We start from the raw sequence: 12,028 nt of genomic DNA, 5'->3' as shown, positions 1-12,028 counted from the left end.
GAAATCTAAATTGAACCATAATAATGAAGCTCCTCATGCGCTAACGTGCTAAATGTTTTGAACATTAAGTCTTCCGATATTTTGGTTTTTGTAGCCGAAGTTCAAGAGTGTTGTTGCAGTTTTCTAAATAGTTTTAAGTAGAAAGTTAAGATTGCTTGGGGAAAATGCATACATTTACTTGAATTAAATCAATAATAATTTCATTTTAATGGTGAAATATTGTAACCTATTGCTGTTTATTTGCGATCTATTTATAGGTAGATTTAGTGCAAGAAAAAATCTAATTAAAAGGAATGGTAATGAAGAAAATATTTTTGTTTTTGTGGTTGGTGTTTTGTTTTTTCGGAGTAAAAGCGCAAAGTAAACCTACTGCCGCAGAAAGCTACATCAAGGAGTATTATGCTGATTTTAAGACCGGCTATAATTTTGATGGTAAATATACACTACTTACAAATAATTATAATGCTGTTTTTACAGGTTCAGTTTTCACCTTATCTTTTGACTCCTATAATGAGCAAAATACGCTTAAACACAAAACCATTTCCATCGATCTAAAAGAAGTATTACGTATTGAGAATGGAGGAGGGAGCATTGTTGAAGTACAAGATATTCAACCGTACGGGCTGCCTGTTTCTTACTTATTAATGTTTGTAACAGAGGATGAAATTTTTGAAATCAATATTTTTTTTGATGTACACAAAGACATAGAATATAGTGAGATTTTTAAAGCTTTTGAAGTGCTTAGAAATTGGCATCAAGTAAGTTGACCAAGTAGAAATTAAGTAGCGGAAAGAGCTGAATTGGTAAAACTACTTATCCTTATTAGAAATACATTAATTGCCTGGGAAGAATAAGTTCTTACGCGTTTTGCTTAAGGATTTTTTGCGTGCAATAAGGAGGTGAATTAAATGATAAATTTGAATTTTATTTAAAAAAATATCCTGTAAAATTTTCACAGGATATAACTCATCATTTCGTTAATAGAATCTCATTTTTTCATCATTTGTGTTTTCAGAATCTCCTCTTGAAATGATAATGAAGTCCATTTCTATTAGTGCAAAGGTACATCGGAAATGGGAATTGGTCAACTGAAGCACTTCGATATTTGTCGGTGGGGTTGTAGATATTTTTCTACAATAATTCCTTGGTTATATCGGAAAGACTGGGGATCAATCGATGTTAGATGACCTGTAAATTTTCAACAAGGAACGGGGAAATTTTCGGGAGGTAATTTTTGTCGCGATGCAACGGTTGAGAAAAACGTACGTTAATGTTGCCCTTTTATTATTGCAATCAACTGCACGATATTTTCGATTTTTAGTTTATCAAATACTCTCTTTTTTAAAGTACTAACGGTATTTTGCTTAATGTCTAATGAATTAGCGATTTCCAAATTGCCCAAACCAGCGACGTACATTTCTGCGATTTGTAATTCTCTCTCGGTGAGTAAAGAAACTAAATCTATATTTTCTGGGTTAGATAGTGAATGGATGAGTAAGGCTTGTGTAGTTTCCGAGAAATATTCCCCTTTATTTTTCATTTTTAACAGTGCATTTTTGATGTCTTCTTCTTCGCTCATCTTGCTTAGGAAACCATGTGCGCCTGCTTTTATATATTTTAGAGCGTGTTCTTCTTCAGCATATCCCGAGAAAATAAGAATTTTGATGTCTTGATCTTTTGATTTAATTTCAGGTAAAATAGAAAGGATATTTCCCTCTGGAAATTGCGCGTCTAAAATGGCTATGTCTATTTTCTGAGTCGTAATTGTTTCTAAAATCTGCTGAAAATTGGAGGCTTGCGTAACTTTGCAATCAGCACAAATGTCGTCAATTAAAAAGACCAAACCTTGTCGTATTAAACTATGATCATCAGCAAGGAGAAATGTACAAGGTTTCTTATTTAAGGCGTTCATTTTACTAGATTTAAATAAAGTCGGAATGCAACAGTTGTGCCTTTCATTAATTCACTTGAAACTGAAATTTCACCATCGTATAATTCGATAACTTCTTTGCATAAACTCAATCCTAAACCGGCGCCTAGATTTTCAATTTTTTCAGATAGAACACCTTGATAATAAGGTTCAAAGATTTTTTCTAAATCATCTGGAGAGATACCTGATCCCGTATCAATTACGGTAGTGACCAACGAAATGGTTTGCTCATCAATCGGTTCTGTATTGATGGTCACTTTTATTTGTCCATTCTCAGTGAACTTATTTGCATTCCCAAGAATATTCATAAATATTTGATTAATCTTTGTACGGTCTGAGAAAACTTGTAATGTTGGATTAATGTTTTCTGTAATGATGAACTGATTATTTCTCGTTTCAATGTACGGAGCAATCGCAGTTAAGATGGAGTCTATTTCTTCTTTAAGGGTAAAGGCAACTGGTATTAATTTATTTTCGACCTGTTGGTTTTTGGTGTATTCAAGAATTTGATTGGCCTGCATCAAAAGCGTATCATTGGTAAAGCTAATCGACTTTAAATAATCTTTGATGGTTTCATCTTTTGTTTTAGCCGTAATTTTCTTAATAAATATCCCAATTATTTTTAAAGGGGCTCTTAATTCGTGACTGAGCATTCCCAGTATTCTATTTTTAAAATTTAAGTTTTCCTCAATTTGGTTGTTTGCATCTTTCAGATCACGTTCATAAACAAATGCCATTCTCGTGAAATACAAAATTAAAATGGAAACCAAAAACATAAGCACGATGATACTTAATACCAAATATTTTCTAATGACGTTGAGTTTGGAGGTTTGCTCTGTGTATTGTTTTTGTAATTCGATTTTAGAATTAGTAATACCCAATTCATAAGTGCCAATTAAATCATTGGTATAAAGTAAAAGTTTACTGAATGTTTTATTAAAATCATTACTGCTGCTTTGCAACTGTTCTTGCTTGCCTAAAACCGTTACTTGAATTTCTTTTATTTCTGAAATGTAATGGTTGCTTGCTAAGTTGAAGACACTGTCTACCTCGGCTTTTAGCTTCATGGCCCGATCGTCTTTGGCTTCTTTCATAATTACCACCGTACTGTCTTTACGGACTTTTTCGGTCCCAGAAATTGCGTCTTTTAAGCGACCAAAAATTCCTTTTTTAGCAATCGTGTCGGAGATTGTTTTGGTTTCTACATCATATTTCCTGAAATCAAAATTATAATTGTATTTTTTTGGTGTGGCCAGCTTCGTACTGGGTTTTGCCGGACGACTGGTTGAAAACTGAGCTACAGAATCGATCAATACCTTCAAGGTCTGGTTTTTCGACTTTTCTTTTTTGTTGGAATTTAAATTGAGTTTTAATTCAGGATTTTCTTCCCGAATACTTTCGATCTTTTCAAGATTGCCGTCAAGTAGAGTTAAAGAGTTAAAATAGGAGGTCAGATATTGATCATCTTCAGTCAATATAAATTTTTGAAGAAAATCCTGCGCATTAAAAAGTTCCTCTCTCGAGTTTTCAGTGAGGCTTTCTAAGGCCTGAAAACCATTGAGTTGCTTTTCGATAAAGTTTAAATGTTTCTTGTTCACCAATTCCTTATAGAAAAATACAGCGATTATAATTTGGAGCAGTAAAATTCCTAAAATAAGGCCATAGTGAATTAATTTCCGAAATTTCGAATTGAGGAAGGGTGTTTTATTAGTATTGCTTTTCATTTCTATCGATACCTACTTTATTTTTATACTTGTCATCAATTGCTTTTTTTACTGTTTTTGTAGAACAGAGAAGGCACAATAGCAAATTTACAGATAATCTATAGAGAATTCTCTTAAAATTATAATATTAAGCTGATTTTAATCATTTTTATATTTTTTCTAAAGATTTTTTACCAACTTGTATAAGTTCATGATTTTATCACTCTAGAACCTACTCAAGATTCCCCAATGTATTTTGGTGTCGCCAAATTTAATCGGATTTCCAAATTCATTCCCATTAGAGATTTGAAAACTCATCAACCCAATCGGAAGTATAAAATTAAAACCGAGTCCAAAACTATAAAGCTTTGGTTTAAAACCTAAATTTTTATTGTGCAATTCGCCATACTGTCCAAATACATCGAAAAAAGCTTGATTGCCGACCAAGTAACGATACTCAGCCGTTCCGAAATAATAAAAATTGGCGTAAAGAGAATGTTCATTAAATCCACGAAAAGAATTCCAGCCACCAAAACGCAATAGTTCATTAATTGCAAAATTATTTTTAGAATTTAGCAAAGCGGTTTCTCCGCGTAAGTTGAGATAGTTGTTTCCCTTAACATGAAAATTTCGTTCCCCAGAAAAATAATAATTGGTTTGGTTGCCAGTGACATTGTCGACCGCATAGTTGGTGGTTATATAGTCTGCTTCTGCCCGTATTTTCGTTTTGTAAATAAAGAGTTCAATTTCTGAAGGCTCGGTGTAGTCGTACCAAAGGCCAATTCCTTTTTTATCATAATCCCGCCCCTGCACATAGAGCGAGTCAAGAACGGTTGATGTTTCAAATGTTCCGCGAACGCCAATTTTTTGATTTCGATTCAGATGAAGATAGAAAGCAGGCGTAAGTTTTACGTTGGCATAAGTAGAATCCTGTCGGAAAATATTGATTTTAAAATTACCTCCAATATTGGTTTTAAAAAGATAGGGAATATCAGTTTGGAGATCAAATGTCTGCCCTTTATCCGGATTTCTTTGCCAAAATAGGTTTACGGTTTCAAAACCATTAAACATATTCCTGAAGTTTAAATTAAGACTTCCGTTAAAGGTGAATTTGTCTGTTTTATCATTTCCAAATCCGATAATACCATCAAAACTATTGGATTTTTTCTTTTGGGTAAACAGGAAAATAGAGGTAGAATCTTTGGTGAATAAAGTTTGTGGCGGTTTTTCTAGCAGCAGAAAAGGATGGTTTTGGAGCGATTGATTTAATTGAATTAAAGTCTTCGGTTGATATTTTTTCTGTAGATATTCCTTTTCTAAATTTTTCACAAAACGGATCGGAAGTCGCTCATAGCCTCTAAAAACGAGACCATCTATTTTGCGTTGGTCGCTTCTTATCACGAAAAGTTCGACCTGGGGAATACCGTTCTTCATTCCTTTAAATTGAGATTTTACCCGGTTAAAAACAAAACCTTGATTTCTATAGCGCTCACTAATTTCTTTCTTTAAAGAATCTAAGTTTTTTGCAAAAAATTCTCTTTTATATTTAAAGTTTTTTACCGTTTCGTCATCAAGTTTAACTTCAGCTTGATTGTAATTTTTTCCTTTATCAAAGAAAATTTGCGTAGAATTTGCTTCTTTGTTTACTGCTTTAACCTCTGTAAAATAATAAGAGTTTTGGGTTAAAGAATCCAAGAATTTCACGGCAGAAACAGAATCTTTTACCAGTGTTTTTTTATTGGTTTGAAGGTCGATCAGCCAAAATTCTTTTACTTGCGCTTTAAAAAAAACACAAAAAAACAGGAGTGAAATGGGAAGTAGGATTTTCAATGAAAGTGTTTCTTTGTTTGAACTCAATTAGTCTGCATTTATTATACGTTCAGCAATATTTTTTTATCTTTAACAACTTAAATAGAAACGTGCGCATCGTGGTCGAATTCAGTTCTAAATCTATGAAAAAAATCTGTTTGTTTTTCGGGAGTTTTAACCCCATTCATATTGGCCATTTGATTTTGGCGAATTATATTATTGAGAATACGGATATGGATGAACTTTGGTTTGTGGTCAGTCCGCAAAATCCGTTTAAAGATAAAAAATCTTTATTAAAAGATCATAACCGCTTAGACATGGTGCAACTTGCAGTAAAAAATTACCCAAAATTACGGGCTTCTAATGTAGAGTTTTCATTGCCAATCCCGAGTTATACGATTGATACCTTGACTTATCTTCACGAAAAATATCCCGAGTATTCTTTCTCCTTGATTATGGGCGAAGACAATTTAAACGGACTTTCAAAATGGAAAAACGCAGAAGTTTTAGTTAAAAATCATCAGATCATTGTTTATCCTAGAGTTTTTGAGGAAACGAATAAGCAGTATCAGTACGTAGATCACGAGAATGTTTCTGTAATAAAAGCGCCAATCATTGAGCTTTCTGCCACAGAAATTCGGGCGATGATTAAGGAGGGTAAAAACGTAAGACCCATGTTGCCACCCGAAGTTTTTGAATATTTAGATGGAAGTAATTTTTATAAATAGAAAGCACTACTTAATCCAGGTTTATAATCCGTAAATTTGCACTTCAATTTTTATTACAGTTTTTTTTATTTTCATTATGAGTTATATCGAAAAATTATTTGCCAAATACAGTCCAGAACAAATCGAAAAATGGTTTAAACAAATTTGTTTTGCCGAGGCGGTTTCCTGGTTTTTCCTGTTTACAGCGATGATTTGGATTCGCTATGATCGAGAAGGTCTTTTGCCCACGATCTACATCATTATTGTCGGTAATATTCATGGTTTGTTTTTCGTTCTTTATCTGTTGCTTTTTTTGCCGACAAGAAAAATTTATCAATGGGATGATGAAGATACCGTCTTCGCACTTATTTCTGTGTTTTTCCCTTTCGCTACAATTTGGGTTGATAAAACTTTGGCGCGCTTTGACCGAGAAGAGTAAATGGTTTTTAAAAACGTAAAAAAAAGAGTGGATTTTCTACTCTTTTTTTTGTTTTAAATGCAAATATCAGCACCTCTGGTAAAGATTGGTAATTCATAATTAATTTTTTTCAACTGATAATCAAATGGTTATAAGTTTTGACTTTATTTTTATAGTACTTTGTATTGCATAATACTAAATAGTTTTTATATCTTTGCAATGTAAGATTCATAAAAACCAATATCCAAAGAAAGGAAGGAAGCCCAAACTAATAATGATCACTGATAACCATAAAACTAATAATTAGTCTTCCTTCTTTTTCTAAAAGCTTTAACCCATGAAAAAACTAATGATTCCCTTAGCGCTTCTTTCCGGATTTGTTGCTATTGCCCAAAAACAAGCGAAAGCTGACTCTGTAAAAATTCAGCAAATCCAAGAAGTGACCATGACAAAAAAAGTGTTTAAAAAAGAAAGCGACCGTTTTGTTTATGATGTTGCAGCTTCACCCGTTGCAAAAGGAAATACGGCCTTTGAACTTTTAAAAGAAACACCACTGGTTTCGTCCACGGACGACAAGACCTTAAAAATTGCTGGTAAATCAAACGCTGTTATTTATATCAACGGAAGACCTACACAACTGGATGCCGACGGACTGGAGCAATTTCTAAAAAATACCCCAGCGGAAAACATTCAGAAAATTGAAGTAATCACCGTGCCCGGAAGTGAATTTAAAGTGGAGTCTTCCGATGGAATTATCAACATTATTTTGAAGAAGAAAAGCAGCGATGGCTTAAACGGAAATATGAGAATGTTCAACCAACAAAATTATTACAATTCTACTGCTGCAGGTTTAAGTGTAAATTATCGAAAAGAAAAACTTGGAATCAACGCAAATATCAATGTGAGTGAAAATATTCAAGAACAATTTTATCTGTTGAAAAACGGAAATACTATAGCGACCAATCAATCTGAAGGGCGAATTACCGATCCCAACAAAAATTTGGGAGGCTATCTCAATATCGATTATGAGTTGAATGACAATAATAGTTTTGCCCTCACCTTCAACTCTCGAGCAAACAGAAGTTATGATTCTACCGTAAATTTATTCAGTACAGTAAAAAATTCGCAAAGCAATACAACCGATTATTCCTGGACGAAAAATAAAGAAGATGCCCGATCGTACAACAATTCCCTCAACTTAAATTATGAATTGAAACTGGATTCTTTAGGGAGTAAGTTTAATGTAAACGCTGCGGGATTGTTGTATAAAAGATTGCAACGCTCAGAAAACATCACGTATTTATCTGATGTAAATCAGACAGAATTAAATCCGTTAATCAGAATTAATCAGGAACAGCCGCAATTGATCGACAATTTTTCAGCGACGGCAGATTATATTCAAAAATTTAAAAAAGACTTTACCCTTGCGACCGGCGTTAACTTTAATAAAACAAAAACAGATAACGACACGAAATATACTGCAATCGATTTCCGCACCGCAATTCCGCAATCTTGGCCTAATCTTTTTTTATATGATGAAAATATCTTTGGTGCTTACTTAACTTTAGAAGGAAAAATTTCCCCAAAACTTTCCGGTAAAGTGGGCGCGCGATATGAAATGACAAACAGCGAAGGAAAATCGGATAATGCGCAAGATGTCAATTTAAGAAATATTAAAAGAGATTATAATCAACTTTTGCCTTATTTAAGTTTGAATTATGCGCTTAATGATAACAATACTATTTCCTACGCATTTTCCAGCCGGATGAGAAGACCCAATTTTTATGAATTAAATCCGATCCGCACCATTTTAACGGAATTTAATTATACCCAAAATAATCCTTTCGTGAAAGCGTCTTCTGTTTATACCCAGGAACTGACCTATATGTATAAAAATTCATATTTCCTGATTTTAAACCACGCTCTTAAAAAAGATAATATTACTGAAGTTCCTTTGCAAGGCGTTATTAATGGGCAAAATCAACTGCGCTATATTAGAACCAATTTTGGCGATCAACAGGAAATGAGTGCAATGTTAGGAATGCAAAAAAGTTTTTTCAAAGGAATCTGGACGACCAATTTTAATGTCGGCGTACAACACAACATCAACGATGGAAGTTTGAGTATGGATCCAATCACCGGCGATGTTTTCCCTTTGTATGAAAATACAAACAGTTCAACGAGTGTTCTTATTCAAACCAATAATAACATCAGATTAGATAAAAACAAAACCTGGTTCTTGGGCGCAAATTACTTCTACATCAACAAACAGCAAATAGAATTGGGATCATTAGATGGCTTGATGCGCTTGGATCTTAACTTAAAAAAAATGTGGGATCAATGGACTTTTTCCCTCGGCGTGGATGATGTTTTCAACACGTACCTTATTAAAATCGAAGATTACCAAAAAAATGGGAACTACAATTTTGTAGAGCAAAATCAATATAAACAAGGCGTAAAACTAACCGTGGTTTATAATTTCGGAAACCAGAAAGTGAAAAAAACACGTACAATCGATAGTGCAGATAAAGATATTAATAATAGAACCAGATAAATTAAGTTTTCATATTCAGTTATTTTTTTCGAAAAGCCCTCAGAATTTCTGAAGGCTTTTTTTTGTAGCGAAGAATTTATTTAGAAATTAAATCCTTTAATGTAGAAATTGGGAATCTTTTCAAAACCAGCAAAATTGTTAAATAAACTTCAATTTCATGAGAAAAATAATGTTTTAATATTGAATTATTTTGAATAGTTTTACAAAAATTTAAGAGATGAAATATACATACTTATTCGTTGTATTATTTATGAGTGTAATGGTTTCTGCACAAGAAAGGAAATCCATAAAAGAAGGAATTCTTACAACTGTGCTTGGAGACAAAATTCCTTTTAAAGATTTAACCTGGAAAAATGGGAAAGCCTATTATATTAATTATTCAAACAAATTACAGGAAGAACTTTTCGAACCTTCCATCAAAGAAATTTCTGAAGAACCTCTAGATACGCCGAAAACTACAATCAATTCATCAACTTCAACAGGAGAAAATAACTCGAACAAAACAAGTTTGCCCGATGGCATCTATCTGACAAAAGCTGAATTTACCGCAAAGCAACCTTCGAAGAGTCAGAAATTAATCAAGAAAGGTTTGATCGGTTTCGAAAAATCTACCGTAAATGATGATGCTTTAGACTGTTTTTTCTACGATGAAAGCACCGATAAAAAAATAAAAAATGTATTTGCAGTCGTTCAAAACGGAAACCTCTATTTTAATGTTCAAAGTATTTTAAACAACAGAAATAAAACGGATCGCGCACAAGGTTCCGATTTCCCGAACAGTTTTGTGAAAGTGACCATAGAAGGTGAGAATTATTTTTATACTGAAGTTGTGCTGGCAAATATTTGGGCCAAAGGACTTGCCTATAATATGGGGCCTGCCGGTGGTGTGATGGCTTCTACCCTCAATAAAAGTAAGGGAATTGTGTGGGATGTTAAAAATGGAGAATTCAATATTTTCAAAAACTGTTTTGATTATAATGACTTCATCAGAGAAAAAATACCCGAAGATGTGCAACCTTGCCATACCGATTCTTACGATCATATTTTGGTGAGAAGAACGATCGAAAAAATTAAATAAAGCTAAAAAGTCACTTCGTCAGTGGCTTTTTTTGAGAATAACTTTCTTTTCAGTTTTAAAAAAAATCTATTGAAGAAAATCAATTCTTTGGCAAGAAAACCTCGGCTAACATGCATCTTGCGCTTCCACCACCATTTACTTCAATCGTATTCAAATCGGCATAAATAATTTCGCAGTAAGATTCTATCTTTTCTATTTGCTTCGTTGTTAACGATTTATAAGCCGTTTCGCTCATCACCAAAAATGGTGTTCCTTCCTGATTTTGAACTTGCAACATATTTCCCGCAAATTGCTGCATCTGATCTTCCGAAATCTCGATCACTTCTTTGTTGGTTGATTTAATGACTTCCTGAACTTTTTCTCTTTCCATTTCATCATCGATACAGTCCAAACAAATAACTACAAACTGTTTGGCTACGCACATCATCACATTGGTGTGGTAAATCGGTAGTCTTTGATTTCCCACATTTTGATAAGAATGAAAAACCACAGGCTGAAAGTCAAATTTCTCGCAGAAATCAAGGAATAATTTTTCGTCTAAACGGAGAGAAACAGAACCATAAGCCACTTTGTAGTCATGATCAAAAATCATACTTCCTGTTCCCTCCAGAAATTTGTCTTCCTTTTCAGCAGAAGATAGGTCTTGGATTTCTGTAATTTTAAAGCCGGCATTTTGCACAGTATCCAAAATGTCAGTTCTTCGTTCTACACGTCGGTTTGGAGCAAACATAGGGTAAAGTGCGACTTTTCCGTCTTCATGAAAACTCACCCAGTTATTAGGGAAAATAGAGTCTGGTGAATGTGGGTTTAAAGTGTCTTTCACGGTGATCACCTGAACCCCTTTGTTCCGAAGTTTTCCGACAAAGTTGTTGAATTCAGCGAGTGCTTTTTCCTGAATGTCGGTTTCTTTCTGTTCAACTTGAAAGTAATTATTTTCTGCTGTTTGAGAGTTGTAACCGAAAGCGATCGGTTCTACCATCAGAACGGTATTGGCTGTTTGCATGAATGATAAGTTTTAATGAGGAATGGTCCTTTATCTCGCAAAAATACTTAAATTTATAGATAATAAAAAACCCATGTTAGAAATTGCCTGCTTTGAAATTACGTCTGCGGAAACTGCCTGTCAATCGATGGCCGACCGAATAGAATTCTGTCATGATTTAGAAAAAGGCGGAGTAACACCTGATTTCTACGAATTTCTCCATCTAAAAAGGCATTATAAAACGCCCGTTTATGTAATGATCCGGCCGAAAGGTGGTCCCTTTTTCTATTCTGCTGACGAGTTTTTGGAAATGAAAAACAGTATTATCACTTTTAAAGAAGGCGGTGCCGATGGTTTCGTCTTTGGAGTTTTAAATGCGGATAATGAAATTGATGAAGCACGAAATAAAGCGTTGCTTGATTTGGCCGGAGAAACACCGTGTACTTTTCATCGTGCCTTTGACCGAACTGAAGATTTAGAAAAATCCCTTCAGATTTTAATTAAATTGGGTTTCAAAACCGTTTTGACTTCGGGTGGAAAAAAAACAGCCTTGGAAGGAAAAGAGCAACTGAAAACTTTAATTAAAAAATATTCGGATAAAATAGAAATTCTAATCGGTGGTGGTGTGCGCTCTGAAAATATTGAAGAACTGAAAGCGTTTACGGGTGGAACTAGCTTTCACTCCTCTGCGATTTTAAAATATGACACCTTCGTGACCGATGATGAAATTAAGAAATTGAAAAAATTAAGTTCGTAGAATCAGTTTTTTTGCAATCTGTTTTTACATTCTTATTGTACTACTTTTGACTTGGTCGAATCGATGACTTTCGGTTAAAAAAGATTTTTT

10 protein-coding genes are annotated in these 12,028 nt (G+C 33.8%); 6 read left to right on the top strand and 4 right to left on the bottom strand.

Annotated features, from left to right (window positions below):
• The first annotated feature begins 299 nt into the window (after positions 1-299).
• Positions 300-767 (top strand): hypothetical protein, encoded by a 468-nt coding sequence (locus QWY78_RS01445; RefSeq protein ID WP_290215886.1) that lies wholly within the window; start codon positions 300-302, stop codon positions 765-767.
• Positions 768-1,267: 500 nt separating this feature from the next.
• Here QWY78_RS01445 and QWY78_RS01440 read toward each other — a convergent pair whose 3' ends face one another.
• The 3 genes from QWY78_RS01440 to QWY78_RS01430 form a co-directional block, all read right to left on the bottom strand.
• On the bottom strand, positions 1,268-1,912 hold the full coding sequence (locus tag QWY78_RS01440; RefSeq protein WP_290215885.1) for a response regulator transcription factor: 645 nt from the start codon (positions 1,910-1,912) through the stop codon (positions 1,268-1,270).
• Positions 1,909-3,654 (bottom strand): sensor histidine kinase, encoded by a 1,746-nt coding sequence (locus tag QWY78_RS01435; protein ID WP_290215884.1) that lies wholly within the window; start codon positions 3,652-3,654, stop codon positions 1,909-1,911. Before QWY78_RS01435 ends, QWY78_RS01440 begins: the two co-directional genes overlap by 4 nt.
• 204 nt (positions 3,655-3,858) lie before the next feature.
• Positions 3,859-5,490: a BamA/TamA family outer membrane protein gene (locus QWY78_RS01430; protein ID WP_290215883.1), complete on the bottom strand. Its 1,632-nt coding sequence runs from the start codon at positions 5,488-5,490 to the stop codon at positions 3,859-3,861.
• Positions 5,491-5,585: 95 nt separating this feature from the next.
• On the opposite strand from QWY78_RS01430, the gene nadD reads away from it, so the two are divergent.
• From nadD to QWY78_RS01410, 4 genes are all read left to right on the top strand, one after another.
• Positions 5,586-6,170 (top strand): nicotinate (nicotinamide) nucleotide adenylyltransferase, encoded by a 585-nt coding sequence (gene nadD / locus QWY78_RS01425; protein ID WP_290215882.1) that lies wholly within the window; start codon positions 5,586-5,588, stop codon positions 6,168-6,170.
• 76 nt (positions 6,171-6,246) lie between these two features.
• On the top strand, positions 6,247-6,588 hold the full coding sequence (locus QWY78_RS01420; protein ID WP_290215881.1) for a DUF3817 domain-containing protein: 342 nt from the start codon (positions 6,247-6,249) through the stop codon (positions 6,586-6,588).
• 316 nt (positions 6,589-6,904) lie between these two features.
• Positions 6,905-9,121 (top strand): TonB-dependent receptor domain-containing protein, encoded by a 2,217-nt coding sequence (locus tag QWY78_RS01415; protein ID WP_290215880.1) that lies wholly within the window; start codon positions 6,905-6,907, stop codon positions 9,119-9,121.
• A 217-nt stretch (positions 9,122-9,338) separates the two neighbouring features.
• Positions 9,339-10,199: a hypothetical protein gene (locus QWY78_RS01410; RefSeq protein WP_290215879.1), complete on the top strand. Its 861-nt coding sequence runs from the start codon at positions 9,339-9,341 to the stop codon at positions 10,197-10,199.
• Positions 10,200-10,278: 79 nt separating this feature from the next.
• Here QWY78_RS01410 and ctlX read toward each other — a convergent pair whose 3' ends face one another.
• Positions 10,279-11,202, bottom strand: a complete 924-nt coding sequence (gene ctlX / locus QWY78_RS01405) for a citrulline utilization hydrolase CtlX (RefSeq protein WP_290215878.1) — start codon at positions 11,200-11,202, stop codon at positions 10,279-10,281.
• Positions 11,203-11,275: 73 nt separating this feature from the next.
• Between ctlX and QWY78_RS01400 the strand changes: the two genes are divergently transcribed.
• Complete coding sequence (locus QWY78_RS01400) at positions 11,276-11,938, top strand: copper homeostasis protein CutC (RefSeq protein ID WP_290215877.1); 663 nt, start codon at positions 11,276-11,278, stop codon at positions 11,936-11,938.
• Positions 11,939-12,028: the final 90 nt, after the last annotated feature.

Origin of the sequence: Kaistella yonginensis, from assembly GCF_030409525.1 — a bacterium.
In the GTDB taxonomy this organism is placed as follows: domain Bacteria; phylum Bacteroidota; class Bacteroidia; order Flavobacteriales; family Weeksellaceae; genus Kaistella; species Kaistella yonginensis.
The sequence above is the reverse complement of the archived record's forward strand: the minus strand, read 5'-3'. Positions and strand labels throughout refer to the sequence as shown.

What these genes read in the sequence shown, in the direction of transcription:
- QWY78_RS01445 (WP_290215886.1), top strand. Translation starts at nt 300, where the DNA reads ATGAAGAAAATATTTTTGTTTTTGTGGTTGGTGTTTTGTTTTTTCGGA.
- QWY78_RS01440 (WP_290215885.1), bottom strand. Translation starts at nt 1,912, where the DNA reads ATGAACGCCTTAAATAAGAAACCTTGTACATTTCTCCTTGCTGATGAT.
- QWY78_RS01435 (WP_290215884.1), bottom strand. Translation starts at nt 3,654, where the DNA reads ATGAAAAGCAATACTAATAAAACACCCTTCCTCAATTCGAAATTTCGG.
- nadD (WP_290215882.1), top strand. Translation starts at nt 5,586, where the DNA reads ATGAAAAAAATCTGTTTGTTTTTCGGGAGTTTTAACCCCATTCATATT.
- QWY78_RS01420 (WP_290215881.1), top strand. Translation starts at nt 6,247, where the DNA reads ATGAGTTATATCGAAAAATTATTTGCCAAATACAGTCCAGAACAAATC.
- QWY78_RS01415 (WP_290215880.1), top strand. Translation starts at nt 6,905, where the DNA reads ATGAAAAAACTAATGATTCCCTTAGCGCTTCTTTCCGGATTTGTTGCT.
- QWY78_RS01410 (WP_290215879.1), top strand. Translation starts at nt 9,339, where the DNA reads ATGAAATATACATACTTATTCGTTGTATTATTTATGAGTGTAATGGTT.
- ctlX (WP_290215878.1), bottom strand. Translation starts at nt 11,202, where the DNA reads ATGCAAACAGCCAATACCGTTCTGATGGTAGAACCGATCGCTTTCGGT.
- QWY78_RS01400 (WP_290215877.1), top strand. Translation starts at nt 11,276, where the DNA reads ATGTTAGAAATTGCCTGCTTTGAAATTACGTCTGCGGAAACTGCCTGT.